Source organism: Dyadobacter psychrophilus (assembly GCF_900167945.1).
Lineage (GTDB): Bacteria > Bacteroidota > Bacteroidia > Cytophagales > Spirosomataceae > Dyadobacter > Dyadobacter psychrophilus.
The window spans coordinates 596,490-623,151 of the sequence record NZ_FUZA01000002.1; the positions used below are offsets into that span (position 1 = coordinate 596,490).

General features: G+C 44.7%; 26 protein-coding genes. 22 read left to right on the forward strand and 4 right to left on the reverse strand.

Annotated elements, in window-relative coordinates; translation table 11 throughout:
• The first annotated feature begins 7 nt into the window (after nt 1-7).
• Nucleotides 8-1,051: a beta-ketoacyl synthase chain length factor gene (locus B5X68_RS09580; protein WP_082214468.1), complete on the forward strand. Its 1,044-nt coding sequence runs from the start codon at nt 8-10 to the stop codon at nt 1,049-1,051.
• Here B5X68_RS09580 and B5X68_RS09585 read toward each other — a convergent pair.
• Genes B5X68_RS09585 through B5X68_RS09595 form a run of 3 tightly spaced genes read right to left on the reverse strand, consistent with a single transcriptional unit; the run spans nt 1,037 to nt 7,753 of the window.
• Entirely contained in the window at nt 1,037-2,302 is a 1,266-nt protein-coding gene (locus B5X68_RS09585) for an NAD(P)/FAD-dependent oxidoreductase (protein WP_082214469.1), read from the reverse strand. The two genes, B5X68_RS09580 and B5X68_RS09585, sit on opposite strands and share 15 nt — an antisense overlap.
• Nucleotides 2,303-2,304: 2 nt before the next feature.
• Nucleotides 2,305-3,837 (reverse strand): phytoene desaturase family protein, encoded by a 1,533-nt coding sequence (locus tag B5X68_RS09590; protein WP_082214470.1) that lies wholly within the window; start codon nt 3,835-3,837, stop codon nt 2,305-2,307.
• Between the two features lie 31 nt (nt 3,838-3,868).
• Nucleotides 3,869-7,753, reverse strand: a complete 3,885-nt coding sequence (locus B5X68_RS09595; protein WP_229208350.1) for a trifunctional MMPL family transporter/lysophospholipid acyltransferase/class I SAM-dependent methyltransferase — start codon at nt 7,751-7,753, stop codon at nt 3,869-3,871.
• Between the two features lie 117 nt (nt 7,754-7,870).
• Here B5X68_RS09595 and flxA point away from each other — a divergent pair, with 117 nt between their 5' ends.
• From flxA to B5X68_RS09700, 21 genes are all read left to right on the forward strand, one after another.
• Nucleotides 7,871-9,400, forward strand: a complete 1,530-nt coding sequence (gene flxA, locus B5X68_RS09600) for a flexirubin biosynthesis tyrosine ammonia-lyase FlxA (protein ID WP_082214472.1) — start codon at nt 7,871-7,873, stop codon at nt 9,398-9,400.
• Nucleotides 9,397-10,128, forward strand: a complete 732-nt coding sequence (gene flxB / locus B5X68_RS09605) for a flexirubin biosynthesis SDR family reductase FlxB (RefSeq protein WP_082214473.1) — start codon at nt 9,397-9,399, stop codon at nt 10,126-10,128. Before flxA ends, flxB begins: the two co-directional genes overlap by 4 nt.
• A gap of 3 nt (nt 10,129-10,131) precedes the next feature.
• A complete protein-coding gene (locus B5X68_RS09610; protein WP_082214474.1) occupies nt 10,132-11,352 on the forward strand; it encodes a beta-ketoacyl-[acyl-carrier-protein] synthase family protein in 1,221 nt (406 codons plus the stop codon).
• 195 nt (nt 11,353-11,547) lie between these two features.
• Nucleotides 11,548-11,814 carry a phosphopantetheine-binding protein gene (locus B5X68_RS09615; RefSeq protein WP_082214475.1) on the forward strand — a complete coding sequence of 89 codons (267 nt, stop codon included), beginning with the start codon at nt 11,548-11,550 and terminating at the stop codon, nt 11,812-11,814.
• 2 nt (nt 11,815-11,816) lie between these two features.
• Complete coding sequence (locus B5X68_RS09620; protein WP_082214476.1) at nt 11,817-12,683, forward strand: lysophospholipid acyltransferase family protein; 867 nt, start codon at nt 11,817-11,819, stop codon at nt 12,681-12,683.
• On the forward strand, nt 12,683-13,102 hold the full coding sequence (locus tag B5X68_RS09625; RefSeq protein WP_082214477.1) for a hotdog family protein: 420 nt from the start codon (nt 12,683-12,685) through the stop codon (nt 13,100-13,102). The genes B5X68_RS09620 and B5X68_RS09625 overlap by 1 nt, the downstream gene beginning before the upstream one ends.
• A 21-nt stretch (nt 13,103-13,123) precedes the next feature.
• Nucleotides 13,124-13,537, forward strand: a complete 414-nt coding sequence (locus tag B5X68_RS09630; RefSeq protein ID WP_082214478.1) for an acyl-CoA thioesterase — start codon at nt 13,124-13,126, stop codon at nt 13,535-13,537.
• Between the two features lie 10 nt (nt 13,538-13,547).
• A complete protein-coding gene (locus tag B5X68_RS09635; RefSeq protein ID WP_082214479.1) occupies nt 13,548-14,630 on the forward strand; it encodes a beta-ketoacyl synthase N-terminal-like domain-containing protein in 1,083 nt (360 codons plus the stop codon).
• Complete coding sequence (locus B5X68_RS09640) at nt 14,627-15,238, forward strand: hypothetical protein (protein WP_082214480.1); 612 nt, start codon at nt 14,627-14,629, stop codon at nt 15,236-15,238. Before B5X68_RS09635 ends, B5X68_RS09640 begins: the two co-directional genes overlap by 4 nt.
• Before the next feature lie 44 nt (nt 15,239-15,282).
• A complete protein-coding gene (locus tag B5X68_RS09645; RefSeq protein ID WP_082214481.1) occupies nt 15,283-15,540 on the forward strand; it encodes a phosphopantetheine-binding protein in 258 nt (85 codons plus the stop codon).
• A 13-nt stretch (nt 15,541-15,553) separates the two neighbouring features.
• Nucleotides 15,554-16,738 (forward strand): beta-ketoacyl-[acyl-carrier-protein] synthase family protein, encoded by a 1,185-nt coding sequence (locus B5X68_RS09650; RefSeq protein WP_082214482.1) that lies wholly within the window; start codon nt 15,554-15,556, stop codon nt 16,736-16,738.
• A gap of 29 nt (nt 16,739-16,767) precedes the next feature.
• Entirely contained in the window at nt 16,768-17,730 is a 963-nt protein-coding gene (locus tag B5X68_RS09655; protein ID WP_082214483.1) for a beta-ketoacyl synthase chain length factor, read from the forward strand.
• Nucleotides 17,720-18,484 (forward strand): polysaccharide deacetylase family protein, encoded by a 765-nt coding sequence (locus tag B5X68_RS09660; protein WP_082214484.1) that lies wholly within the window; start codon nt 17,720-17,722, stop codon nt 18,482-18,484. Before B5X68_RS09655 ends, B5X68_RS09660 begins: the two co-directional genes overlap by 11 nt.
• The gene (lolA2, locus tag B5X68_RS09665) at nt 18,477-19,106 is read left to right on the forward strand and encodes a flexirubin biosynthesis/transport protein LolA2 (protein ID WP_082214485.1); all 630 of its coding nucleotides are present in this window, start codon (nt 18,477-18,479) and stop codon (nt 19,104-19,106) included. The genes B5X68_RS09660 and lolA2 overlap by 8 nt, the downstream gene beginning before the upstream one ends.
• Nucleotides 19,107-19,130: 24 nt before the next feature.
• Nucleotides 19,131-19,487: an ApeI family dehydratase gene (locus tag B5X68_RS09670; RefSeq protein WP_082214486.1), complete on the forward strand. Its 357-nt coding sequence runs from the start codon at nt 19,131-19,133 to the stop codon at nt 19,485-19,487.
• A gap of 67 nt (nt 19,488-19,554) precedes the next feature.
• The gene (locus B5X68_RS09675) at nt 19,555-20,709 is read left to right on the forward strand and encodes a DUF2062 domain-containing protein (protein WP_082214487.1); all 1,155 of its coding nucleotides are present in this window, start codon (nt 19,555-19,557) and stop codon (nt 20,707-20,709) included.
• 158 nt (nt 20,710-20,867) lie between these two features.
• Nucleotides 20,868-23,087, forward strand: coding sequence for a sodium-translocating pyrophosphatase (locus tag B5X68_RS09680; protein WP_082214488.1), 2,220 nt, complete (start codon nt 20,868-20,870; stop codon nt 23,085-23,087).
• Between the two features lie 146 nt (nt 23,088-23,233).
• A complete protein-coding gene (locus B5X68_RS09685) occupies nt 23,234-23,449 on the forward strand; it encodes a hypothetical protein (protein WP_082214489.1) in 216 nt (71 codons plus the stop codon).
• Nucleotides 23,446-23,877, forward strand: a complete 432-nt coding sequence (locus B5X68_RS09690) for a putative toxin-antitoxin system toxin component, PIN family (protein ID WP_170916614.1) — start codon at nt 23,446-23,448, stop codon at nt 23,875-23,877. Before B5X68_RS09685 ends, B5X68_RS09690 begins: the two co-directional genes overlap by 4 nt.
• A gap of 111 nt (nt 23,878-23,988) precedes the next feature.
• Nucleotides 23,989-24,300 carry a hypothetical protein gene (locus B5X68_RS09695; protein ID WP_082214491.1) on the forward strand — a complete coding sequence of 104 codons (312 nt, stop codon included), beginning with the start codon at nt 23,989-23,991 and terminating at the stop codon, nt 24,298-24,300.
• 178 nt (nt 24,301-24,478) lie between these two features.
• Complete coding sequence (locus tag B5X68_RS09700; RefSeq protein ID WP_082214492.1) at nt 24,479-25,711, forward strand: multidrug effflux MFS transporter; 1,233 nt, start codon at nt 24,479-24,481, stop codon at nt 25,709-25,711.
• 6 nt (nt 25,712-25,717) lie between these two features.
• Here B5X68_RS09700 and B5X68_RS09705 read toward each other — a convergent pair whose 3' ends face one another.
• The gene (locus B5X68_RS09705) at nt 25,718-26,656 is read right to left on the reverse strand and encodes a nucleoside hydrolase (protein WP_082214493.1); all 939 of its coding nucleotides are present in this window, start codon (nt 26,654-26,656) and stop codon (nt 25,718-25,720) included.
• Between the last annotated feature and the right edge of the window lie 6 nt (nt 26,657-26,662).

Sequence of the window (26,662 nt, forward strand, 5' to 3'; positions counted from 1 at the left end):
GCCAGAAATGTACATAACCGATTCAGCTTGTATCTCTCCACAGAGGACTTTCGATGATGCCTTTTTTCAGGGAGAGATAAAAGTGCATTATGGCAATCGTTATGCTGCTGTCGAGCCGGGTTATGGAGAATTAATCCCAGCCGGTTTACTGCGCAGAATGGGTAAGGCCGTGCGGATGGGTGTGGGTGCTGGCTTGCCGTTGATCCAGAAATACACGATGGACGGGATCATTCTCGGGACGGCCAACGGCGGATTGGAGGACTGCCTCAAATTCCTGAACCAGATCGTGGACTATGACGAAGGCACTTTAACTCCAACCAACTTTGTCCAGAGCACGCCTAATGCTGTGGCCGGAAATCTGGCTCTGATGAGCAAGGTTACGGGTTATAATACGACACACGTTCACAAAGGACTGGCATTTGAAGCAGCTTTACTGGACGCCATGATGCTTTTGGAAGAACATAAATTCAACCGTGTGCTGGTTGGCAGCGTGGATGAAATTTCGGATTACAATCACAACATCGATTTCCTGAACGGACATTTTAAAGTCGAGGACTCGTCTTCGGAAAACATTCTGACAAGCGCTTCGCCCGGGTCAGCGAATGGGGAAGGGGCGACGATGTTTGTTGTTGAATCAGCGCGAAATGAGCGCACATTGGCTCAAATCAAAGATGTGGATCAAATGAATTCTCCGAGCGAAGACGACCTGGAAATGAAATTGGAGCATTTTTTAGCCAGAAACGGGCTCACAAGAAAGAATATCGATTCGCTAATTTTAGGCATCAGCGGAGATAATCGAACGGATCATTTGTACGCGGGTTTTCAAAAGAAATTTTTCCCGGACAGCAGCAGTTACACCTATAAAAATATGGTTGGCGATTATCCTACTGCCTCGGCATTCGCAACATGGATGGCCGTCAAAATACTTTCAGGCCATCCCGTTCCTTCACCATGTATTCATACCACTCGAAACGTAGAAAAAGCAAATAATGTGTTGATTTACAATCATTACAAGGGCATTCAGCATAGCTTTATCCTACTCTCCGCTTAACAGATGTCCACCGCTGTCATCTGCATTCTTTTCTTTCATTTTGATCACTTTTGCCAAAGTGGGTAAAATCGTATCATGCTTTTTCACAAATGGGTTTGATTGATCCCAGACATAACCCGCAAGGACCGAACAAATCTGGTTTTTAATGTTGTTATCAATTAGCGGGGTAAAGACAATGGTTTGAAAATCACCACTGTACCAGCCGGTAACATAGCTTCTAAACACATCTATGCCTTTCTGAATCACTTTTTCGTACTCGTTTTCCCAATCCACCGTTTCGCCTTGCAAATGTCTATGCGTCATTTTCGCGGACAGCAATCCCGACGCGGTCGCAAAGGTTACACCAGACGAAAATATGGGGTCGAGGAATTCGGTGCTGTTTCCCGAAAGAACAAATCCATCGCCATACATTTTTTTTACACCTATTGAATAGCCGAGAATGTGACGCGGCTCAAATTTCAGTTCTGAATCTTTGAAGCGCCCGCTTAGATCTTCAAATTCACGGATAAAATTCTTATAGGCCTCACCGCCGTTTTCGGCCATAGCCGTGATTTTTTCCTTGTCACCCACAATGCCAACAGACGTTGAGCCATCGGAAAATGGAATGGCCCAGATCCACGATTTATTATTGTCAAAGGAGTGGACAAAAATGTTATTACTGGTTTTCTCAGTGCGGTTTCTATCTTCTAAATGCGCAAAAATAGCTCCACGCGGAGTGAATGACGAAGGCTTGCTCAAATCGAAAAGCCGTGGAAGCACGCGTCCATACCCGCTGGAATCGATAATGAATTTGGATTGGATCTCGTGAATGTTTCCGTCGGCATCTTTATACTCAATGTGCTGAATATCCGGACTGCAAGTGACTTTCAGCACTTCGCATTCAAAGTTTACATCAACGCCTTTTGCGCGTGTGGCTTCTGCCAGGGTAAGATCAAAGTCTGCCCGTTTCACTTGCCAGGTCCATGTCCAGCCTTTTGTGAATTGCTCGGAAAACAGGAATTCGCATCTTTTTTCACCCTTCATGAATGCTGCGCCGGTTTTCTTCTGAAAATTTTTGGTTTCAACAGCATCCAACAGGCCCGATTGATCCAAATGTTCCATACAGCATGGAAGCAGACTTTCGCCGATCTGGAACCTGGGAAATTTTTCTTTTTCTAAAATTGTGACATTGTAGCCCTGTTTTTTCAAATAAGAAGCTGCAACTGTCCCGGCAGGTCCGGCACCAATGACCACAACATCAACTGTTCGCATATTTAGGCACTTTTAACTTTTTGGATGAGTTTATCTTTGTCAACAAATGGGAAGCATGTTACGAAGGCGCTTACCGTGACGCCGAGTATGCCATGCATGGATATATTTTGTCCTGTCAAATGCAGGTTAGGAATCCTTGTTTTGGTATTGATCTGCGTCCGCGTAGGCGAATTTGAGTTTTTGAGCACGCCGTACAGGGAGCCGTCCTTATTACCAATATAATCCCTGAATGTCAGGGGAGTAGCGCTGTGGATGGCCTTTACTTTCCGGGAAATTCCGGGAAAAACTTCTTCGAGACGCGCCAGCACTTTTGCTTCTTTATCTTTCTTGAACTGCTCATACTCCGCATCGCGATTTCCAGGTTCAGCCACAGTGCTGAAAGTTTCACTCCATTTTTCGGTTTCAGAAGCATTCATGTAAGTCATAACCGACATTGAATCAGCATATTGACCGGTTTTTGAAATGTATGGCGTGCAGATAAAATACGTTTGCGGCCAGGTTTCCTGATCATAGTCAATGCCACCCCAAACGTCTTCAATGTGATGCTGATAGATATTGTGATTTAAGTATTCAAAACTTTTTTCACGGAAAGTAATGTGGACCAGAAAAGTGGAAATGCTATTTTCAAGGCCCTGAACCCTGTTTTTATAGACATTAAGAAACCTTTCACTGCCGAAAATATCAATGGTCACAGCGGGGTGAACATTTGAAATAAACTGTTTTCCCTTAAAGGTTTCGCCATTTTCTAAAACCACCTCGGCAATCTGGCCATCGTCATTAAAGTTGGCTGAGACCACTTTTTTGTATTTATAAATTTCACCGCCATGCGCTCTGATCGCCTTACTCATCTGAATCGCAATCTGCGAACCACCGTCGACGAATTTATAAGAGCCTGAAAGATAGCTTTTCATGATCAGCGCGTGCACGTAAAACGGTGTCTTGTCACGGACACCCGCATAAAGCAGGTTTGAGCCCGCCAGAACATTACGAAGTCGCTCATTATCGGTGATAGAAGCAATAAAATCGTAAGCATTCAATCCAACAACCTCGCCATCCATCTGATAATTTTCACCGGAAACGCGGAGATTATAAAGAGGAAACTTGTTGCACACTTCCTGGATTTTATCGCAATACGTTTCGATAGCAGTTTTCTCTTCCGGGAAGTAGTTGATCAGCGTGTCTCTAAAATGATCAAATCCTTGCGCATAGTCATATTCTGAACCGTCCTGAAAGCGAATGACATCGAACTTGTCATTGTCCATCCGTTTCATTTTCAGCTTGTCGATTATACCGAAATATTTGAAGAATTGATACAGATTTTCACCTTCGTCCAGGCTGCCTACATAATGCACGCCCGTATCGAAAATACTTTTACCGCGACTGTAAACCTGCAAGTGCCCGCCTATCTGATGGTTTTTTTCCAGCACAACAACGCTGAAACCTTCCAGTGCCAGAATGTTCGCACAAGCCAGGCCACCGAGGCCGCTACCCACAATTACGAAGTCGTATTCTTTTTGCAAGGCGGAAGATTGCATTTATATGATTACTGAAAAAGTTTATAACAGGCTAATTATTGTTCGGTAGGTCTACATGCATGGGTTTCAAAATGAACAGGACGTTCGACGTGTTTGCAGAGTGTTCCTGCATTTCGCAATGCATATTGTGGTTTGCAGCAAAGTCGCGGATGTCGGCCGACGAAAAAAAGTGAAATGCATCTTCTTTGCGGTTGAATGAAAATAATCCGGTTGACAAAGCTTCCGTTGTTTCTGTTTTCTGGTGCTTTTCTTTGTTATCAGTGATGCCGTCGCGGATGAAAAGGATGCCGTCAGATTGCAGCGCTAAGGCGCAACGATTGAGCAATTTAAGCTGTTTTTCTTTCGATAAATAATGCAGGGTATCATTTAAAAATATCACGTCCTGGCTACCCAGGTCCGCCTGCATAATGTCCGCGCAAATAAAGCGTAGGTGGCTTGTTTTATGATAACTGTGCTGTGCTATACTCACCTTTTCATCGTCATAATCGATGCCTGTAATGATTCTTTCCGCGTCTTTGTAATGCAGATAGAACGATAGATAGCCATAACCGCAGCCAATGTCCAGAATATTTTTCCGCTCTCCGATCAGGTCATTGTAGTAAGTAAAATTCTTGCTTTCAAGCCGCCATTTGATCTTGAAATACCATTCGAGCACGGGGCCTTTGAAAACGTAGTTGGTAAAAATCTTATGTTTCAGATAAGCCGTGTCCTCCATTTCATCCTTATACGAAGCAAACGCGGCTTTGAAGAATGTCGCAATGTTTTTGGTTTTATCCCGAAGTTGGGTGCCCCATTGCGCATCGGCCAGCCGGATGCGGGGAAGTACGCGCACATTCAGCGCACCGGGGCGTATGAGGAAGTCGTTTTTGGGTAAAACATCAGATGCCCCGTGAATCAGGATGGGCTGAATGTCCAGATTAAGCTGTTCGGCGAGGTGAAAAGCACCTTTGTGAAACCGCCCGATCCCGCCGTCTTCGGACCGGGTTCCTTCCGGGAAAATCAAGAGCGAATATCCATCTTTAACCAGTGTTTTAACCTTCTCAATGTTTTCCTCAGGCCCGTCGTCAGTATATACGTAACCTGCGTGACGAATGATGGGGCCAAAGAACGGTGAATTGTAAACCCAGCCTTTAACCATTAAAACGATCTTAGGGTTGAGCATGATAGCCAGTAAAATGTCCAGAAACGAAGTGTGGTTAGCAATAAAAATGACAGGCTTTTCCGGGTGCAGATTTTCGAGACCGGAAAAATTCTTCTTCACATGCGGACCGGAATAAATGACGGTTTTTGCATAGAAAGAAAGCGAGCGGTTCAGCACTGCCTTCTTTTTCAACTTAGAAATCGGCAGTAACAAGATTGTGACCAGCTTTGAATGCAGGAAAAGGCAACCCGACAAGAAATAAGTAAAACTCGAAATACTGATCAAAAATGGAAGGAACGTAACCGGCGCCTTTTTCCTGGCAATCCTGTTTTGGACAAAAAAACCGAACAACACGGGTTGGAAGACAAACGAGATGAAAAGGATGCAGCAAATGCCTAGTACGCTGATGAATGCAATGGAGTGGATGGCCGGGTGTTTCGCAAAGAATAGGACACCGGTTCCTATGATCGTCGTGGTAGCAGATAAAGCAATCGCCGACTGATATGAACGAAGCGAATCCTTTCCGTATTTGTATTTATTAAGTAATCCATCTGTCACGAAAATGCTGAAATCATCTCCGAGCCCGAAGATAAATGTGGTGACAATTACATTAACAAAATTGAATTTTATGCCCAAGATGGCCGCTATACCCAAGATCCAGATCCAGCTGATCACCATTGGAAGAAAAGTTAACAGTGTTAACTCGATTCGGCCGTAAACGAGGAGCAAAGTGACGAACACGATAGATGCCGAGATCAGCAGCAGGTAATTGAAGTCGTCTTTCACCATTTTCAGTAGGTCACCCGCAAGTTCGCCGCGATCAAATAATGCGATTCCCGGAATGGCCCGCAGTTCAGCTTTAACACTGTTAAGCTGGTTCTGAGGTACGATCAATGTGGTGATGAATGTGGTTCCCTTGCTGTTGGAATCGACTAGGTTATCGAGGCCCAGCTCCTTCATAAGTGTGTCGGCGGAAACGGAGTAGGACGGCTGGCCGGCGATCCACGACTTGAAATCGCTGAAAGCCGTGGCGTTGAAACCGTTCTTCACAGCGGCCTGATCCAAAACGTTATAGGTTGCTTCTTTGCGGCTGATGTCCCAGAAATTATGCCACCTGCGATTGCGTTCGAGTTTTACATTCTGCGGCACCAGAAAAGATCCGGACGATACAAAACTGTTTATCTTTCCTTGGTCACGAAGCCGAATAAGGTTTTGGTAGACCTGAAAATTCATTTGTTCCGCTTTCGCCCTTACCGGATCGCCAGCAAATATATAGATCCGTTTTTCAGACTTCGGATCAATTCCGGTCATTGCTTCCTCCCGTTTCTGCAAATCATCGTCCTGAATGCTGAGGTTATCAAACCCGCTATCGAATTCTGTAAATCGGGCAAAATAAAGGAATAACAGTGTCAAAATGGCAATAAATGCCAGGACGATCGGTCTTGCTTTTTCGTGGATTTGGGGGAATTGGAATCCGCGACCGTCCTCCGGGATCTTCTTATTGTCAAATGCAAAAGACGAAAGAATAACGGGCAAGGCAATTAATGTAAAGAGCGCAGCTCCCAGCAAGCTAAGGGACGAAAACAAACCAAAATCCTGCAAAACGGCCGAATTGGCAAAATGCAATGCACTAAATGCCATAACGGTGGTAAAGCTGCCGGTTAAAAGCGGTTCACTTACTTCCTTTATGGCCGTGGAAATTGAGTTGGTATGTCTTAAATGCGTAAAAAAATGAAATGCATAATCCAGCAGGATTCCAAAAACAACAGCTCCTGTTGCAAGGGAAATGCCGGAGATTTCCGGCCGGATAAAACCAATGATGCCCAATGCAAAAACAGCCCCGAACACGCCTGGTAATATTATGTATAGCGGGATGAGGAATTTGCGATAATAGAAGATTAAGAGCAGCAAAATGCTTCCTAATGCGATAAATGAGGTAAAATAAGAATCCCGCTTGACCTGAATCGCATTGCGCGCCGCAATTTCAAATGTCCCGAAATAGGAAAATTTATGATGCCGCTGCTGCTTGTTCCAGCGCGATTTGAATGCTTCCACATCTTCGTACAGCTCAACATTCTTCTCGGAATTACCCGAATCAAAGCTTGTGGCTGCGAAAATGATCATCTTCTTCCGGTCGCTGGTAAACATGACACCGTCTTCCAGCACCATTCCGTTGGCGTTGCTTGTGGCGTTCAGTTTTCGGAAATAAGGACCGGTTATGCCGAGCGGATCATTGATGATGAACTGTTTGAGGAAGGTGCCACCCGGTGTAGTAAGCTGATTATAAGCTGAATTCACAGATGCTTTAATCGAGTCCAAGTTCAGGCGGCTGGCAATGTGGCTGTAATAGGAGGAATCGATCAACTGCGGAAAATGACCGTAAACGAATTGGTAAACGTCTTCCTGAGCAAACGGCCTGTCAATTTGAATGTTCCGTATTGCGCCGTTGGTGTACCGTGTTAAGGAGTCAGAAAACGCTTCTCCGAGCAGTTTCGCATCATCGGACGTGGTTTCTTCGGGAATGTCGATAGAGAAGACGATCTGGTTAATGATGTTTTTGCTTTCGATCAGCCTGTTGAACTCTTCGAAGCTTTTACCCTTCGGTAGGGTGGCAAAGATGCTTTCAGTTACCTTTAAACGCGAAATGCCAAAGAGCAAAATACTTGTAAGGACAACCAGACTCAGGAAAAATGCGGGCTTGTGTCTGGAAAGGAACTTATATAACCTTAAAAGTAAATCTCCGATCATTGAAAGGGGAACGTGAATGTCAGACAAAAGTAAGCAAATGTAAAATTCCGGCAACTTCCGGTGGCACGTTTGCAGATTAGGGTATGTTTGTCAAAACCGCAAAAAAAGATTTATTTTACGTAATATTAATTATGCAAACTATAAATGAATAGTATTTCCTTAGCTCATATCGAGCAGTATGCTTTTGAAAAGAAGGAATTTATCTTAGCCGAAGACGCCCTTAATAAAGTTTCGAAGTCCTTTACCTTTCTCACGAATTTCTCCAAAGATAAAATTATATACGGAATCAATACCGGTTTTGGCCCGATGGCCCAATATCGGATCGAGACCGACAAATTGAGTAACCTCCAATACAACCTGATCCGCAGCCATTCCAGCGGCATAGGAAAACCACTCAACGAAATTTATGCCCGCAGCGTCATGGTGGCACGCCTGAATTCCTTTTTGCAGGCCAATTCGGGTGTGAGCACCGGCGTAATCCAGCAGCTTGTCGCGTTTTTAAATAATGGCATTGTTCCCGAAATTTTTGAGCACGGCAGTGTGGGTGCAAGCGGAGACCTTGTTCAGCTTTCTCACCTGGGCCTTAACCTGATCGGCGAGGGGCATGTGTATGAAGCGGGCGTACGGACTAAGACGGCGGATGTTTTGGCAAAAAATAACATCGCCCCACTTAAAATGGAATTGCGCGACGGCCTCGGGCTGATAAACGGCACTTCCTGCATGACAGGCATTGCGGCTATAAACATTATTTATGCAAAAAGGCTGTTGCAATGGGCAGTTGCAGCTTCATCGATGCTGAACGAGGTGATTGAGGCCTTTGATGATTCATTTTCCAAAGAACTGAATGCCGTAAAACATCATAAAGGACAGCAAGTGATTGCGCAGCAAATGCGCGATTTTTTGGCCGGAAGTCAGCTAATACGCAGCAGGGAAGAACTTTTTAAAGACGATACGGCCTTGCAGCGGAAGGAGTTCGAACGCAAAATTCAGGAATATTATTCGGTTCGCTGCGTTCCGCAAATTCTGGGACCTGTACTTGATACATTACAATATGCGCAGGAAGTGGTTGAAAATGAGTTGAATTCAACCAATGACAACCCAATCGTCAGCCCGGACGACAATAATGTTTTCCACGGCGGCAATTTCCACGGCGATTATATTTCGTTGGAAATGGATAAAGTGAAAATTGTCCTGACGAAGCTTTCAATGCTGATGGAACGCCAACTAAACTTCCTGATGAACAGCAAATTGAATGGTAAATTTCCTCCGTTCTTGAATGCTGGGACCTGGGGGCTGAACTTCGGATTTCAGGGCGTGCAGTTCACCGCAACCTCTACAACGGCTGAGAATCAAGCCTTATCCGGTTCAGTTTATGTGCATAGCATTCCGAATAACAATGATAATCAGGACATTGTGAGCATGGGAACCAATAGTGCGGTTTTGGCAAAACAGGTTCTGGAAAACTCATTTCAGGTGATGTCTATCCATATTATGGCTATTTGCCAGGCGATTGATCTGCTTGAACCAGGTGAGAAGGAACGCTTGTCGCCCAATGCAAAATCAATTTATAGCCAGATCCGGCAATATGCGCATTTTGTAAAAGAAGATTTACCTCAGTCTGAAAGCATTGCTGCGGTTTTTGAATATATCAAAGAAACCCCGTTTAAATTATGAACTGTGCATTGGTAACAGGCGCATCAAGAGGACTGGGCCGTGCCATTGCGGTGCAGCTGGCAAAAGATCACGGACTTTACATTCTGATCAATTATGCTTCCAACCAAGCTGCTGCGGAGGAAACACTTGCGGAAATTGTGGCTGCGGGCGGCAATGGTGAGCTTTTGCAATTCAACGTTCAGACAAAAACAGAGGTTGATGAGGCACTGAACAAATGGAGGGAAAAGAACGAAGAAAAGCATATCAGTGTTTTGGTGAATAATGCCGGAATTACGCGTGACGGGCTTTTTATGTGGATGCCCGAGCAGGATTGGGACGACGTAATCAACATTTCCGCAAAAGGACTTTTTAATGTAACCCAGAACGCAATCCAGCAAATGTTGCGTAAGCGCTCGGGCCGGATCGTTAACATTGCATCCGTTTCAGGCATGAAAGGCGTGGCGGGGCAAACCAACTATTCGGCAGCAAAAGGGGCAATTATTGCGGCCACAAAAGCGTTGGCACAGGAAGTTGCCAAGCGCAAGATCACGGTGAATGCGGTTGCGCCTGGTTTTATAACCAGCGATATGACCAAAGACCTGAACGAAGCAGAATTGAAGCAAATGATCCCTATGAACCGTTTTGGGCAAGCAGAGGAAGTCGCACATCTGGTGAGTTTTCTGGTCTCGGATAAGGCCGCCTACATTACGGGTGAGGTGATTAATATCAACGGAGGAATTTATTCATAATTGATGGATCATAGAGTTGTCGTAACCGGAATAGGGATTTACTCCTGCCTGGGTGAAAACCTGGACGAGGTCACAAAATCATTATATGCCGGGAAGAGCGGGATTGTTTTTGATCAGCTAAGGAAGGATTTCGGCTTTCGTTCCGCTTTAACGGGCATGGTTCCGGAACCGGACCTTAAAAATTACCTGTCGAGAAGGCAACGCCTGGGTATGCACCAGCCCGCAATTTATGCCTATATGGCCACCCGGCAGGCGCTTGAACTTTCAGGCCTGGACGTCGATTTCCTCGAAACGACCGAAACCGGCATCATATATGGCAACGACAGCACAGCTGCATCCGTGGTTGAAGCCGTTGATAAGGCCAAAGAAAAACACGACACGACATTAATTGGAAGCGGCGCTATTTTTCAAAACATGAATAGCACCGTAAATATGAACCTTTCGACGATTTTCAAGCTAAAAGGTATCAATTTTACCCTGAGCGCGGCTTGCGCATCCGGTTCACATTCAATAGGAATGGGCTATCTGATGATCAAGCAGGGATTGCAAGACAGGATTATTTGCGGCGGTGCGCAGGAGATTAACTCGGCTGCTATGGCCAGTTTCGACGGCCTGGGAACATTCTCCGTTCGCGAATCGGACCCGACAAAAGCATCCCGGCCCTTCGATCGTGACCGGGACGGACTTATTCCAAGCGGCGGCGCGGCCACAGTTATTCTCGAATCCTACGAAGCAGCAGTAAAGCGTGGCGCCCCGATCCTGGCCGAGCTGATCGGCTACGGTTTTTCTTCCAATGGCGACCACATTTCCAACCCAAGCATTGACGGACAAACGCGCTCATTGAAAATGGCAATGAAGCAGGCAGGCATTGCAGCCAGCGATGTCGACTACATTAATGCGCACGCAACATCTACACCCGTGGGCGATGGGAGTGAAGCCAGGGCGATTTTCGAGGTTTTTGGTAATGAGACGCCGGTAAGTTCCACCAAGTCGATGACGGGTCACGAATGCTGGATGGCTGGCGCAAGCGAGATCGTCTACTCCTTATTAATGATGCAAAACTCATTTATTGCACCTAATATCAACTTCGAAAACCCGGACGAAGACTCGGCGAAAATCAACATTGTCGCGCAAACCAAGGAGCAGGATATCAATTGTTTCCTTTCCAATTCGTTTGGTTTTGGGGGGACAAATTCAACACTGATCCTTAAAAAGATCTCCTGATCGAAGCCGTTTGCGATATTATAACTTCGTAACCGGCACCTCCCGGCGACCATAAATTAGTATTTTTGTTCTCCTCGGTTTTGAGTTGGGTCGCGCAATGGTTTTTTGGTAAAATTATTGTGTGACTATTAGAATTTAATTTAAAAAAGAGGATTATTTTTAAACTATCAGCAAGAATAAATTAATTTTGTAGCCATGTATGCTAACGACGTAAAAATGAGTTGGGAAGAAGTTATTGAAGAAACGAGGGATTTTTTATCTGAGGAGTTTGAGGTGGACCGGAATCTGATTCTTCCTGAAAACAGTCTCAAAGAAACGCTCGATTTAGACAGTCTTGACTATGTGGATCTGGTAGTGCTCATTGAAGAAAATCTTAACATTAAAATTACAGGTGAGGATTTCAAAGAAATCGTAACATTTGGCGATTTCTATCAGCTTGTCCGTAAGAAACTAAATTTGTAAGAATGAGCCGTTGGGATGGTAAGACCAAAGGATCATTAGCTGGTTACAAAATCTTTCTCTTTTTCATTAATACGCTAGGGCTGGATTTTGCCTACCGCCTTTTGCAGCTGGTAACGTACTATTATTATCTTTTTGCAAAAAAGCAAAAAAGTGCGTTACTGGACTTTTACCAAAATATCCTTCATTTTCCTGTTGCAAAGGCCAAGAAGCTGGCCAGGCAAAATTTTTACATCTTCGGCCAGACGTTGGTGGACAGGGCCGCATTTCTGCTTGGGAAAACCGGGCAATTCACGCATGTTTTTGAAAATGAGCAATATCTGATTGATATCCGTGATGGTGGAAAAGGAGGGATACTTTTAAGCGCACATCTTGGTAACTGGGAAACTGCGGGCAATTTGCTCAAAGGGCGCATTACGCCGACCATTAATATCGTCATGCTGGATGCGGAAGTGGAAAGCATTAAGCAGTTTATGGACACCTCAACTGGCGGTTCCCGTTTTAAAGTAATTGCGATCAAGGATGACCTTTCCCACATTATAGCCATTCGTAATGCACTGGTTAATAACGAGTTCGTTGCCATTCATTCCGATCGTTACCTGGATGGCGCTAAGTTTATCGAGCTTGATTTTTTCGGTAAAAAGGCAAAATTCCCTTACGGACCATTTGTGATCGCTTCCAAGTTTGATGCGCCGGTAACATTTGTATTTGCGGCAAAGGACGGCAAATACAGTTATCACCTGAGCGCAACATTGCCCATTATGAATAAACTGAAACCGGAGGAAATTGCCAGATTGTATGTTGCTGAACTCGAACGAAAAGTGAAGGAATATCCGGAACAATGGTTTAACTATTTCAACTTTTTTGTTTAATGATCGTACCGCAAGAGTCTATAAATCAATATATTCCTCACAGAGATCCCTTTATCATGATCGGCAGTCTGGTAAGCGCCACGGCTGAGCGGTTTGAGTCGGAATTTTTAATTAAAGAGAATAATGTGCTGGTTGAAGGCGGGCGTTTGACGGAGTCCGGGTTACTGGAAAATATTGCGCAAACTTGTGCGGCTTCATTTGGATTTTTAGATCGTGAAGAAGCAGGCGAACCCAAAATTGGCTTCATTGGCGCAATGACCAAAGTAGAAGTTTATGAGCTTCCACCGGTCAATTCAACGATCCGTACCATCGTTGTTCCACTACACCAGTTAGGAAATATTTACCTTGTTAAAGGGGAAAGTTTCAGGGAAGGGCGTATATTGCTCGGCTGTGAAATGAAGATTGTGGTGACACAATAACCCCTAACGAGATTGAATTATATGATTGCTTCGGAAATCGAAATTGATATACGTTTTAGTGAAACAGATGCAATGGGCGTGGTTTGGCATGGAAACTACCTCAAATTTTTTGAAGACGGCAGAGAAGCATTTGGCAAAGCCTACGGATTGGAATACCTGACCATTTTTGACAAAGGCTATTTCACACCCATTGTGAAATCCGAAATTGACCATAAGGCGCCGGTTTATTACGGTCAGATTATCAAGGTAATAACAAAATATGTTCCTGCGAAATCTGCAAAAATCCAGTTCGAATACGAGGTGATTAACCTGACAACCGGCGAGCTATGTGCCGTTGGGAAAACAATGCAGGTTTTTTTGGACAAGGAGACAAGGACATTGGAATTAATCACACCCGATTTTTACCGGGAATGGAAAGATAAAAATAAGGTTTAGGAAAATCAGAATGACCTACATTGGTGCGGAAGTGATTATAAGTCCATTGGGTAGGACCACAGCGCAAAACTGGGCAGCTATCAGCGCAAACCAGTCTGGAATTTCTTTGGTGAAACAGGCAGGATTTGATAATGCTGACCTTTATTTGTCAAAAATGCTTGATTTGGTTGATGACTATAAATTCGAAAGGCTTCTTTCAGATGCATTGACAGCGGTTTCAGAGCAAATTGATCCGAAAATCCTGACTTCACAACGGACTATTGTGATTATCAGTTCGACCAAAGGTGAGTTGGATAAAGATATCAATGATCCGTTTGGAAAGAGCATTGCAGCATTGGTTGAGAGGTTTTCGCTTGTTAATCAACCATTAGTGCTTTCGAATGCGTGTATATCCGGTGTGTTGGCCATCAATGCAGCCAGCAATTTTATACAGGCTAAAATCTACGATCACGCAATTGTTATCGGCTGCGACCTGATTTCGGACTTTGTAGTTTATGGATTTCAGTCGCTTTTTGCCATCAGCGACAAGCCTTGTGCGCCTTTTGACGCTTCGCGTAACGGCATAACCATGGGCGAGGGCTGCGGCGCAGTGGTGGTTTCGAATACAAAGGAAATATTCCGAAATGGTGCCTTACAGCTCCTGTCCGGTACAAGTGCCAATGATGCCAATCACATTTCGGGGCCGTCCAGAACGGGTGAAGGGCTTTTTCGTAGCGTTAGGAAAACATTGGAAAGCAATCAGATCGCGCCGGACGAGATTGACTTTGTATGTGCACATGGAACCGCTACGGTTTTTAATGATGAAATGGAGTCCATTGCTTTTGACAGAGTTGGTCTGACTAATGTGCCGCTAAGCAGTCTGAAAGGCTATTTTGGACACACGCTGGGAGCTGCTGGCGTGATTGAGACGACTGCATCTATGCAAATGATGCGACATGGAACGCTGCTAAAAAGTCTTGGTTATCATGAAAGCGGGACTTCGAAAAAATTAAATGTTCTTGCAGAGAACGTTAGCAGCCGGCCCGAAACCATCTTAAAAACAGCTTCCGGCTTTGGTGGTGGGAATGCTTCTTTGATTATCAGGAGTTTATGAGTTTAATTACCACATATTGTCATTTATCTGCTGATCAATGTTCTGTGAATGGTAAAGTCGTGTCAACACGCGAGAGAAGCGCGGCTGGCAGTTGGTTTAAACAGATTTATAAGGAGCAGGAATTTGTATATCCCAAGTTTTACAAAATGGATGCGCTTTCACAGGCCGGTTTTCTTGCATCCGAATTGATAAAGAGGGCTAATCAGGGAATAGTAAACAGTTATAAGGACGACGAGATTGCCATGCTTTTTGCAAACCAGTCGTCCAGCGCAGACACGGATCTGCGGTTTATGCACTCCTATGAGCATAATGGTGCGCCGAGCCCATCGCTGTTTGTGTACACCTTACCTAACATTGTTCTGGGTGAAATAGCGATTATAAACAAATGGTATGGCGAAAATATGTTCGCTGTTTTGCCTAAATTCGCCCCCGGTTTTTTCGCAGACTACGGTCGGATTCTCCTGTCAACCGGCGCGAAAGCCGTTCTTTGCGGATGGCTGGGCGTTCTGGGGGATCATATTGAAGTGTTCGTATGGTTGGTAGAAAACGAATCGGAGAATGGTTTGGATTTCAACAAAGAAAATCTTTTGGAACTCGCCGGGATTTAGTCCGTCATAACAAACCGAAATTTAAGTTTACACATTAATTCACAATGGATAATTTAAAGGAAGACCTTAAAAAACAGATAATAGAGCAGTTAAACCTCGAAGATATTACGCCCACCGACATTGCGGACGATGCATTGCTGTTCGATGACGGAGGTCTTGGACTGGACTCTATCGATGCGTTGGAACTGATCGTTTTGCTTGAAAAATATCATGGGATACAAGTTGTAAATCCAGAAGAAGGAAAGGTCGCATTCAGGTCTATTGATACGATGGCTGAATACATCCGTAAAAGAAAAAGCTGAACGAAATCTCAAAATGAGCGTCCGAGTAACCGGTATTGGCATTATTTCAGCGATTGGACTAACAGTTGCGGAAAACCTGCGGTCGCTGAAAGAAAGCAGGTCCGGAATAGGGCCGGTACAATATCTGGAAGAGGAGGAAGGATTGCTGGTTGGCGAGGTCAAAATGTCTGACCAGACCCTGAAAAATGAGCTTGGGATTGGTTCAAAAGCCATTTCCCGCACGTCGTTACTAGGCCTTAAAGCGGCAAAAGAGGCCTGGGGTGAAAACCAGCACTCAAAAAAGATCAGGACCGGAATTATTTCTTCAACATCCGTCGGAGGAATGGACAGGACTGAGGATTTTTACAAAACATATCTGGCTGGCACAAATCCTGATTATAAGCTGCTGAAAACGCACGACAGCGGCAATACAACGGAGAGAATAGCTGCTGAGCTGGGCATTTCAGGTTACATCAACACGCTCTCAACAGCTTGTTCGTCAGGCGCTAATGCGATCATGTTGGGTGCACGCCTGCTTTTAAGCGGAAAACTGGACAGGGTTTTGGTAGGAGGCTCCGACGCGTTGACAAAATTCACAATCAATGGTTTTCGCTCGCTGATGATTTACGATGATCAATGGTGCAGGCCATTTGACGAGACCAGAAGCGGTTTGAATCTTGGCGAAGGTGCCGCATTTTTATTACTTGAAAATGATAGCAGCATTGACATTTCGGGAAATAAAACGATCGGTTACGTCAATGGCTGGGCGAATGCGGCAGACGCATATCATCAAACTGCCTCGTCACCGGACGGAAAAGGCGCTACGCTGGCTATAACGAATGCTTTGGAGAAATCCGGCTTTGCGTTATCGGACATTTCATACATTAATGCCCACGGCACGGGCACGAAGAATAACGATTTGTCTGAGTCGGTTGCACTTCGGAATGTGTTCGGTGAGAATATTCCTTCTTTTAGTTCAACAAAGTCGTTTACAGGTCATACATTAGCCGCTGCCGGTGCTATTGAAGCAGTTTTTTCCATTCTGGCCATTCAGCACGACCTGATTTTTCCCAATTTGAATTACAAAATACCTATTGCTGAAACGGGTCTGGAACCTGTTGCTTCGCTGCAAACCGAAAAACCTGTCAAGGCAGTTCTGTCCAATTCTTTTGGTTTCGGCGGAAATAACTCTTCATTGGTCTTTTCCAACCACGATTAATTTTTCAACAAATTCAAAGCCCCTTATAGTTGTATTACATTTCTGCCGCATCGACCATTTCACATCAGCCCACATTTCAGAATGTTGGCTTTTCCACGCATATTGAGCCGCTGCAGGAAACTTCCGTGCTTCTAACGCCGGATTATAAAGGTTTTATCGACGCAGGACTTCTTCGCAGAATGAGCAAGATATTAAGGATGTCAGTGGCTTGCGCAAAAGATTGCATAGGGCAGGCCGGGATCGATCAGCCGGACGCAATCATCGTTGGAACGGGATTAGGCTGTCTTTTGGATACTGAAAAATTTCTTAACAATGTTCTGACAATCGAAGGTCTGCTTCCACCAACGTCGTTTATTCAGTCGACGCACAACACCATGGCTGGCCAAATTTCTTTAAGCATCGGCAACCACGGGTATAACATGACCCACACGCAAAATTCTATTTCGTTTGAAAATGCCCTGCTTGACGCCATGTTGCTTCTGGAAGAAGGGGAAAGAAACGTTCTGATAGGCGCTGCTGACGAAGCTATTGACTTTCTAAACGTAATTTCTGAAAAGCTTCACTTGCAGCTGCAACATTCCCTCACTTCCGGGGCGTCGTTTTTTATCCTTTCGAAGCAGAAAAATGATCATGCGCTTGCGTGTGTGAAGGATACCCAGGCAATAGGGCTTGTTAATGATGTTACCGGGCAGATCAAGGATTTTTTGGCAGGGAATGAAATGAAAGTTCAGGATCTGGATTTAGTGCTTTTGCCTGGAACCAGCCATCATAGCGATGGGCTTCCTGCTTCACTCGCCAGTTTGAATCTGGAAGAAAATAAATGCGTCGATTATCTGCGCTTTTCAGGAATTTACCCTACTGCTTCTGCTTTTGCAATGCATTTGGCAGCGGATAAAATGAAAGCGGATAAATCGCTAAAAAATGTGCTGATTTGCAATACATTGATTCAAAGTAACCTGGGGTTAACACTCTTGCAATCCGTTGAAGCATAACATTACAACAGCAATCTCCATCACCGTTTTTGCACTCTGCGGAATTATTTTCTGGGAAACAGGTTTTGCATGGCTGGTCTTCATCGCGATCACACTCGCATATCTGGCCATCACGGCGTACGGTTCTTTTACGATCCAGGCCAATTACTTCATCAAATCCATCAATCGGGGAAAGCGAAAATCAATTGCCCTAACATTCGATGACGGTCCAGATCCCGAAACCACCCCCAGGATTTTGGATATTCTAAAAGAAAAGGACATTAAAGCGACGTTTTTTGTGATTGGTAAAAGAGCCGAAAGGCATCCGGACCTGCTTCGCCGCATCGATGAGGAAGGCCATATCATTGCCAATCATTCATACAGCCATCATTACCTGATCGCTTTTTTTTCGACAGAAAAACTGAAACAGGACCTGGACCATTGTACAAATGTGATTTCCGGAATTCTTGGAAAAACACCAAATTTTTTCAGGCCGCCTTTCGGTGTTACCAACCCGCGCTATGCCCATGTGTTGCGCGAACTGAAACTTGCTTCCGTCGGATGGTCGGTGAGGAGCATGGACACGAAGGCAAAAAATAAGTACGAAATCATTAATAGGGTCATCTCAAAATTAAAGGCGAAAGACATCGTTTTGCTGCACGACAACAGGAAGGTTACTGCCGATTCGCTCGAAGATCTTATCGAACATTGTTTGCAAAAAGGAATAAAAATTGAACCGCTTTCAAAGCTGATCCAAAGGGAACCATATGAATAAATTCGCGTTAATGTTGCTCGTGTGTTTTGCGACCATCCGGCTCGCGAATGGACAAGCCTTCAAAAATTCTGCAAATCAGGAAAAAGTTTTTCAGGACCTGCGCAGGGCCTCGCAAGCAGTGAGTTCTATTCAGGCAGCATTTACGGAAGAGAAATTTTTGTCCGTTTTAAAGCAGCCTGAATATTCATCAGGGCTTTTTTATTACAAAAAAAATGACAAGATGAGGTGGGAGCAAAAGACGCCTGTTAATTATGTAATATTAATTAACGGTGATAGAATGCGTGTTCAGGAGGCTGGAAAGGAGAAAAATGTAGGGCAGGCAGGTAGGATGGCGGGACAGATCAAGGAACTAATGATTGGGCTTGTTAACGGCGATTTTCATCAAAATAAAGCATTTTCCCAGAGCTGTCTTGAAAGTGCGGATCAGTATATGGTCGTGCTGACACCCGTTAACCGCAGGTTGAAAAGTATCTATTCGAAGATCACATTGGTCTTTCCGAAAAACACGCTGCACCTGAAAGAGCTTTCGTTTTTTGAAAAAGGCGGGGACAAAAGTGTCATGAAATTTCAGAACGAAAAATTTAATCAACCGATAGACGATAGTCTTTTCTTGAACTTTTGAGGTATCCATTAATAGAACGCAGGCATGTTTGTAAATAGTCTCTATTTCATCATCAGCAATGAGCTGACTCCGGAGAACATTGTTTCAGAGATAAAGATCAATGAACAACATGCCGTATTTGAAGGCCATTTTCCCAACTCACCCGTTATGCCTGGCGTGGTGCAGTTACAGATCGTGAAAGAAGTTTTGGAAGCGCATCTTGAAAGGAAACTGGCAATGAAAGCGATGCGGACATGTAAATTCCTTGAAGTGCTTGATCCAAGGAAAAATCCAAATGTTCGGATCCATATCAAATACAAGCAGTCGGAAATTTTAGATGTGATTGCCTCAGGAGAAGACAACGGAAAAGTTTTTTTCAAAATGCAGGCGAGCTACCTTTAATTGAAGATTCGTTCAATATACTCAGCGGCCGATCATTCAAATTAGCCAACTGATCATAAACATAACAATGACCTTAAAGGACATCAATTGCTGCGTAATTGTACCTACTTACAATAATATCAATACCATAGAAAGGATTCTCGAATCCCTTCTTCTCTTCTCAGGCGAACAGGACATCATTGTTGTCAACGACGGCTCTACGGACAGGACACCTTATCTGCTGTTGAAATACACGAAGCGGGTAACTGTTATCGACTATGTGCTTAACCACGGCAAGGGCTTCGCGCTTCGTGCAGGTTTTAAACAAGCGATTATTATGGGCTATGATAATGCGATTACAATCGATTCTGATGGCCAGCACCAAGTTTCCGACATTCCGATTTTCCTTGAGGCCGCTGCGAAAAACCCCGGCGCGGTAATCATGGGTTCCAGGGATATGGAGCAGGAGGGCGTGCCTGGTAAAAGCTCTTTCGGGAATAAGTTTTCCAACTTTTGGTTCAAGTTCGAGACAGGCATTTCCCTTCCGGATACGCAAACGGGTTTCCGGCTGTATCCACTGGCTGAAATCGCCGAGATGAAGCTTTACACGACCAAGTTCGAAACGGAAATTGAAGTTCTGGTAAGGCTTGCATGGCGCAATGTTCCCATCATTCCCGTAAAAATTGATGTGATATATGATAAGGAAGAGCGCGTCACACACTTTCGCCCGTTCAAGGATTTTGCAAGGATAAGCGTTCTCAACACGGTCCTGGTCATTCTCACATTGCTTTATTATTTACCCAAAAGGCTGATTGGTAAAATAAAAAAAAAAGGCCTCTGGAAGATCATTAAGGAGGAGGCGGTCAAGCCGGAAGAGTCCAATTTAAGCAAGGCAAAGTCCATTGGTTTTGGGTTTTTTATGGGCATTGTCCCGGTTTGGGGTTTTCAGCTGTTGATCGGGATTCCGCTTTCCATTTATTTTAGGATGAACAAGGTGCTTTTTCTGGCTGCGGCTAACATTAGCATTCCTCCATTTATTCCCATTATTATTTACGGGAGCTATAAGTTTGGCGGGCTGTTTTATAAAGATGGCTTGCAACTCACTTCAATTGAGAATCTTACACTCAGCTCGATCCATGTAAATTTCGTACAATATTTCATCGGCGGAACATTGCTTGCGACGGCAACCGGAGTTGTGGGCTTCATTATAACGTATCTTTTATTGGTCATTTTTCGCGGGTAACGCCACTTCACCAGCATCCCGCCCGTCCGGGCATTCTACAAATTTTTATAAAATCTATACGAATTGATCAAAAATTAGCGGTTTCACATTTTGTTATGAGGTCTCATTCTCTATATTTACGAGATTTTAAAAACCTTTAACCTAATTTAGTTTATCGCATGAGTAACATTACCTATTTAGTGCCGGCTTTGGGCCTTGTTGGCTTGCTGGTTATGTTCTTCAAAAGAGGCTGGGTGGTCCGGCAGGACGGTGGAAGTCCTGAGATGAAAGAAATCGCGGATGCTATTGCAGATGGTGCCCTTGCCTTCCTGAAAGCCGAATGGCGTGTACTCATAGTCTTTGGTATCATTGTCAGCATTTTGTTGGGTTACTCAGGCACATTGGTTGAAAATTCCAGTGCCTTTATTGGCATTTCGTTCCTGATCGGTGCATTTATTTCTGCATTTGCAGGCTACATCGGGATGAATATTGCAACTAAATCCAACGTCCGCACCACGCAGGCAGCACGCACAAGTCTTACCAAGGCGCTTGAAGTGTCGTTCACTGGCGGTTCCGTCATGGGCATTGGTGTGGCAAGCCTGGCCGTGATCGGACTGGGCGGTTTATTTATCATTTTATATCATTTTTTTGTTGGCGACAGCACGGATGTGAATGGGCTGGGCATGGAGAAAGTGCTCGAAGTGCTTGCAGGGTTCTCGCTTGGCGCTGAGTCCATTGCGCTTTTTGCGCGTGTGGGCGGTGGTATTTATACCAAAGCTGCCGACGTTGGAGCCGATCTTGTTGGAAAAGTAGAAGCTGGAATCCCGGAAGATGATCCGCGAAATCCCGCGACAATTGCTGACAATGTGGGTGATAATGTGGGCGATGTCGCTGGTATGGGAGCAGATTTGTTCGGCTCATATGTGGCAACAATTTTAGCAACAATGGTTCTGGGCCGGGAGATCATCGCGGAGGGAACAGATAATTTCGGAGGGATTTCCCCGATTTTGCTCCCTATGGTGATTGCGGGCATGGGTTTGATCGCATCGATCATTGGCATGCTGTTGGTTCGCGTAAAAGATGATAACGGAAATGTGCAGGGCGCATTGAACCTGGGCAACTGGGGTTCAATCATCCTCGTTTTGATCGCAAGTTATCCACTCACCATATGGATGCTGCCGGAAGGAACATTGACAATTCGGGGCGTTGACTTTACTTCACTGGATGTTTTCTGGGCCATTTTATTGGGATCTATTGTGGGTGCGATCATGTCCCTGGTTACTGAATATTACACCGCTATGGGTAAAAGGCCCGTTCAATCCATTGTAAATCAATCTTCAACAGGTCACGCAACAAACATTATCGGCGGACTTTCTGTTGGTATGGAATCTACGGTGATTCCAACTTTGGTTTTGGCAGCTGGTATTTTCATCAGTTATGAATTTGCCGGATTGTACGGGGTGGCGATTGCAGCCGCAGGAATGATGGCAACTACTGCTATGCAGCTTGCTATCGACGCATTTGGACCGATTGCTGATAATGCAGGTGGCATTGCTGAAATGGCCCATTTACCGGAGGAAGTTCGTGGTCGTACGGACATTTTGGATGCGGTTGGTAACACAACTGCCGCTTCGGGAAAAGGTTTTGCCATTGCATCCGCTGCACTTACTTCCTTGGCGCTTTTTGCCGCTTTCTGTGGTGTAGCAGGCATTAATTCGATTGATATTTACAAAGCAAATGTGTTGGCCGGGCTGTTTGTAGGAGCTATGATTCCATTCATCTTCTCCTCTCTGGCGATTGCCGCAGTAGGTCGCGCCGCCATGAAAATGGTTGAAGAAGTGCGCCGCCAATTCCGTGAAATTCCGGGAATTATGGAAGGAACTGCCAAGCCTGAATATGATAAATGTGTGGCCATTTCCACGCAGGCATCCATCCGAGAAATGGTTGCGCCTGGTCTCATTGCTTTGATTGTCCCGGTTATTGTTGGTTTCCTTTTTGGACCAGAGGTGCTGGGAGGCACATTAGCAGGGGTTACGGTTTCAGGTGTGTTAATGGGTATTTTCCAAAACAATGCAGGTGGTGCCTGGGATAATGCGAAAAAGTCATTTGAAAAAGGTGCTGTCATCAATGGTGAAACTTACTATAAAAAGTCTGAGCCGCATAAGGCCGCTGTAACGGGCGATACGGTTGGGGATCCATTCAAAGACACCTCGGGTCCGTCGATGAATATTCTTATTAAACTAATGTCCATCGTTTCCCTCGTCATCGCACCGCACATCGCAGTAGATAAGGCTGATCTGGAAGGTTTCGATGCAAAACCGAAAGAAATCCACGCTATTTCCGAACAAGCCACCAACATGGAAGGCCGGGCTGATATTGCGGTGTATCCTGCAAGGTAGGTTGGCGAACATTAATTGAACCGATATATTGCAAACCGCCCGGCAGTAATTTGTCGGGCGGTTTTTTATTCTCGTAGCACGTAACTGCCGATGGTAATATTTGTTTCTCCAAATGTTAATAGTTAAATTGATAAAAAGTTATTGTCATGGAAGTACTGACCATTGAGGTAAGTGACCCAAAAGCCAAACGTTTGCTCGATGATTTGGCAGATTTGGGTTTAATATCAATTAAGGAAGCGAAACCGGCGTGGAATGAGCGCTGGGATGATTTTTCCAAAACATTGCCTGACGTCGAAGACATTTCAGAGCAGGATATTTTTGACGAAATTGCAATTGTAAGATCCAATCGCCACGGTTTGTGATCCGTATTGTCATTGATACGAATCTGTACGTGAGTGCTATGATCAGTAGAAATTCACGTCACAGATTAGATCAAATACTTAAAGATCAACGCTTTGATATTCTGATTGATAAAACGCTTTTTGAAGAATTCCACGAGGTTATTCATAGACCTAAGTTTAAAAGATACGTTAGTGTTGAGCAGATTGAATCATTTTTAAATTTGCTTGATGAACGTTGCACGCGTATAAACACAACTTCGAAAGTTTCACACAGTCCAGATCCGAAAGACGATTTTCTCCTCGCCTTAGCCCTGGATGGGGCCTCGCATTATTTGATCACGGGTAATAAGATCGATTTGCTCGATTTAAAGCAATATGGGGCCACATCAATTTTATCCCTGACACAATTTCTAGTGGAGTACTTCCCAACTAATCAGTCAGATTTCTAGCAGCTGATTTCCGCCCGGAACGATTTTTGTTGAGTCTTAATGCTTCCGTTATAATGTTGCTGATTTAGCGATTTGTGAGGAAGCAGAAATATCTCATCAAAAAGAAATAACATGAAAAAAGTATTTGTTTTAGCTGCATTGATCGGATTGTCGACGGCAGCATTTGCGCAACAGGACGACTCGAAGACAAAAACGGAAAAGGCGGTCGATAATACGAAAGCTGCTGGAAGAAAAGCGGGTAAGGAGATCAAAAAGGACGCGAAAGTGGTTGGTGAAAAAACCAAAGAAGGCGCTGAGGCTGTTGGAGATGGTGTAGAAAAAGGAGCCGATAAAGTGGAAAAAGGAACCAAAAAAGCTTATAAAGCAACGAAGAGAGAAGCCAAGGAAGCAAAAGAAGACATCAAAGAAAAAGTAGACAAATAGCGGAACATTCCGTTCAATTTCGTGCCCGTCTGAACGTCAGCGTTCAGGCGGGCATTTTGCATTTTACCGGGAAGGTAGGTTTGGATATTGATCATCGGTGAAATTATTGTACTTATTGGAAAACAGGAACTTAATACGATAAATTGCTCGTTAACCCGAAGTAAGTTTTTAGCAATCTATGGGTCGTAAGCAGTATTTTTTCATCATTCTCATTCTTGGCTCTCTGGCCACGGTTAGTCCATTTTCCATTGACATGTATCTTCCTGGTTTCCCGCGCATTGCAAAGGATTTGGGGACAACGATAGATCAGGTTCAGCTTTCCCTGACGAGTTATCTGATTGGAATTTGCATAGGACAGGTTCTTTACGGCCCCTTATTAGACCGGTTTGGCAGGAAGAAACCATTGTATGCGGGTTTAGCCTTGTATGTGCTGGCTTCTTTTGGTTGCGCAATGACGTCCTCAGTTGATGCTTTGATCGTGATGCGTTTCTTTCAGGCGATGGGTGGATGCGTCGGTCTGGTTGCCTCTCAGGCACTTGTTAGTGACCTTTTTCCGTCTGATAAACGTGCAGAAGTTTTCTCATTGATTACCCTTGTAATAGCAGTTTCCCCAATGATCGCGCCAACCGTTGGTGGTTACGTGACGGCCTCTATTGCATGGCAGTGGATTTTTATCATTTTAGCGGGAATTGTTTCGCTCATTATCGCGGCTATTTATTTTTTCCTTCCTACGGGAAGAGAAGCTGACTCTTCCGTTTCCCTACGTCCAAAAGCCGTAATGAATGGATTTGCAACCGTGATAAAGCAACCTCAATTTTTAATTTATACATTAGCAGGTGGTCTCGCGACAGCAGCTCCCTTTGCTTATATAGCGGGTTCTTCGGATGTGTTCATGAACATCTACAAGGTTACAGAGCAGCAATATGGTTGGATTTTCGCATTTCTTGCCGTAGCCATGATAGGTTCTACACAGTTGAACCATATTTTACTTAAAAGATTTAAAAGCGAGCAGATCATCAAGGTGACTTTATTTTACCAAAGCATTGTCGGTGTATTGCTCATTGCAGGCGTTTACAACAACTGGTTCGGGCTATATTCACTGATCGGAATGATGTTTATTTTCCTTACAGGCCAGGGACTTACCGGCCCGAACGGCTCTGCATTATCGCTTGCGCCATTCAGAAAACATACGGGCAGTGCTTCCGCATTGATGGGCAGCTGGAGAATGGGCGCAGGGGCGATCATTTCTGCTATAGTGAGTATTTTGCACAATAACACCGCCTTGCCTATGGTCGGAATGATGGCCGCCTGTTCATTGGGTGGACTGGTTATTCTGCATGCTGGTAACGCGGTTGTTAAGCATCAGGCACGCAGGAATGAAGTGGAAGACGAAGTCTCCGTTTTGCTTTAATTTAAGTCAGGGCAGTCGTTTTACAGCCTGATAAATCATTTCCATGTAAGCTTTGCGATTAATGTCGTAAGCCACCTCGGTGTTGGGTTCTCTTTTCAGCGTGTTGTAAAAATCCACAACTGTCGTACCCGTTGTTAATTCTCCCTTAGTTTCAACATCTACATAACAAAGCTTGGTTTTGAAGATCGATGGATCTATCAACCAGGCAATTGCGCAGGGGTCATGCAGTGCCGCGCCTCCTTCCAGTTCCAAATGATGTTCGCGGTAATACACCGAAAAGAAATCCATGAGATCAGCCGCAGCATTGCCCGTTTTGTTGCCTATTGCCCTGAAATGGTCAATGTCTTTTTGAAACACAAGTGCTTTATGCGTCACGTCGAGGCCGCACATGGTAATAGGAATGCCCGAACTAAAAACAATGGCGGCCGCTTCCGGATCGGCATAAATGTTGAATTCCGCCAAAGGCGTCATGTTTCCCCTGAAAATTCCTCCGCCCATTAATGATATTCTCTCTACCCGATTTTTTAAATGCGGGTATGCCAGCAAAAATGTAGCAATGTTGGTCAGTGGCCCCGTGGGGACGATCGTGATCTTTTCAATAGTGGTGCTCAAAATTTTTGCAATGCCTTCCACTGCTGAACCTTGTGCTGCCGAGCGGGTGACCGTTGGCAGGGAAGGAGCGTTCAGTCCGGTTTCGCCGTGCGCATAATCTGCAACGATCAGATCGCGGAACATGGGCTTTTCGGCACCCCGATAAACCGGAATGTCTGCGTCAATTAATGTCAGGATTTTTAATGCATTGGACAGCGTCTTCTCCTGTGTCTGGTTTCCGGCGGAAACCGTTATGGCCTTAATATCAAACAAACCACAGCCCACTGCGAGCATTATCATCAATGCATCATCATGTCCGGGGTCGCAATCAATGATTAATGGTCTCTTTTTCATGATGGT

What these genes read in the sequence shown, in the direction of transcription:
- B5X68_RS09615 (WP_082214475.1), top strand. Translation starts at nt 11,548, where the DNA reads ATGTATGCTAACGACGTAAAAATGAGTTGGGAAGAAGTTATTGAAGAA.
- B5X68_RS09670 (WP_082214486.1), top strand. Translation starts at nt 19,131, where the DNA reads ATGTTTGTAAATAGTCTCTATTTCATCATCAGCAATGAGCTGACTCCG.
- B5X68_RS09705 (WP_082214493.1), bottom strand. Translation starts at nt 26,656, where the DNA reads ATGAAAAAGAGACCATTAATCATTGATTGCGACCCCGGACATGATGAT.
- B5X68_RS09640 (WP_082214480.1), top strand. Translation starts at nt 14,627, where the DNA reads ATGAGTTTAATTACCACATATTGTCATTTATCTGCTGATCAATGTTCT.
- lolA2 (WP_082214485.1), top strand. Translation starts at nt 18,477, where the DNA reads ATGAATAAATTCGCGTTAATGTTGCTCGTGTGTTTTGCGACCATCCGG.
- B5X68_RS09630 (WP_082214478.1), top strand. Translation starts at nt 13,124, where the DNA reads ATGATTGCTTCGGAAATCGAAATTGATATACGTTTTAGTGAAACAGAT.
- B5X68_RS09590 (WP_082214470.1), bottom strand. Translation starts at nt 3,837, where the DNA reads ATGCAATCTTCCGCCTTGCAAAAAGAATACGACTTCGTAATTGTGGGT.
- B5X68_RS09645 (WP_082214481.1), top strand. Translation starts at nt 15,283, where the DNA reads ATGGATAATTTAAAGGAAGACCTTAAAAAACAGATAATAGAGCAGTTA.
- B5X68_RS09685 (WP_082214489.1), top strand. Translation starts at nt 23,234, where the DNA reads ATGGAAGTACTGACCATTGAGGTAAGTGACCCAAAAGCCAAACGTTTG.
- flxA (WP_082214472.1), top strand. Translation starts at nt 7,871, where the DNA reads ATGAATAGTATTTCCTTAGCTCATATCGAGCAGTATGCTTTTGAAAAG.
- B5X68_RS09620 (WP_082214476.1), top strand. Translation starts at nt 11,817, where the DNA reads ATGAGCCGTTGGGATGGTAAGACCAAAGGATCATTAGCTGGTTACAAA.
- B5X68_RS09700 (WP_082214492.1), top strand. Translation starts at nt 24,479, where the DNA reads ATGGGTCGTAAGCAGTATTTTTTCATCATTCTCATTCTTGGCTCTCTG.
- B5X68_RS09675 (WP_082214487.1), top strand. Translation starts at nt 19,555, where the DNA reads ATGACCTTAAAGGACATCAATTGCTGCGTAATTGTACCTACTTACAAT.
- B5X68_RS09580 (WP_082214468.1), top strand. Translation starts at nt 8, where the DNA reads ATGTACATAACCGATTCAGCTTGTATCTCTCCACAGAGGACTTTCGAT.
- B5X68_RS09650 (WP_082214482.1), top strand. Translation starts at nt 15,554, where the DNA reads ATGAGCGTCCGAGTAACCGGTATTGGCATTATTTCAGCGATTGGACTA.
- B5X68_RS09680 (WP_082214488.1), top strand. Translation starts at nt 20,868, where the DNA reads ATGAGTAACATTACCTATTTAGTGCCGGCTTTGGGCCTTGTTGGCTTG.
- B5X68_RS09625 (WP_082214477.1), top strand. Translation starts at nt 12,683, where the DNA reads ATGATCGTACCGCAAGAGTCTATAAATCAATATATTCCTCACAGAGAT.
- B5X68_RS09635 (WP_082214479.1), top strand. Translation starts at nt 13,548, where the DNA reads ATGACCTACATTGGTGCGGAAGTGATTATAAGTCCATTGGGTAGGACC.
- flxB (WP_082214473.1), top strand. Translation starts at nt 9,397, where the DNA reads ATGAACTGTGCATTGGTAACAGGCGCATCAAGAGGACTGGGCCGTGCC.
- B5X68_RS09695 (WP_082214491.1), top strand. Translation starts at nt 23,989, where the DNA reads ATGAAAAAAGTATTTGTTTTAGCTGCATTGATCGGATTGTCGACGGCA.
- B5X68_RS09610 (WP_082214474.1), top strand. Translation starts at nt 10,132, where the DNA reads ATGGATCATAGAGTTGTCGTAACCGGAATAGGGATTTACTCCTGCCTG.
- B5X68_RS09585 (WP_082214469.1), bottom strand. Translation starts at nt 2,302, where the DNA reads ATGCGAACAGTTGATGTTGTGGTCATTGGTGCCGGACCTGCCGGGACA.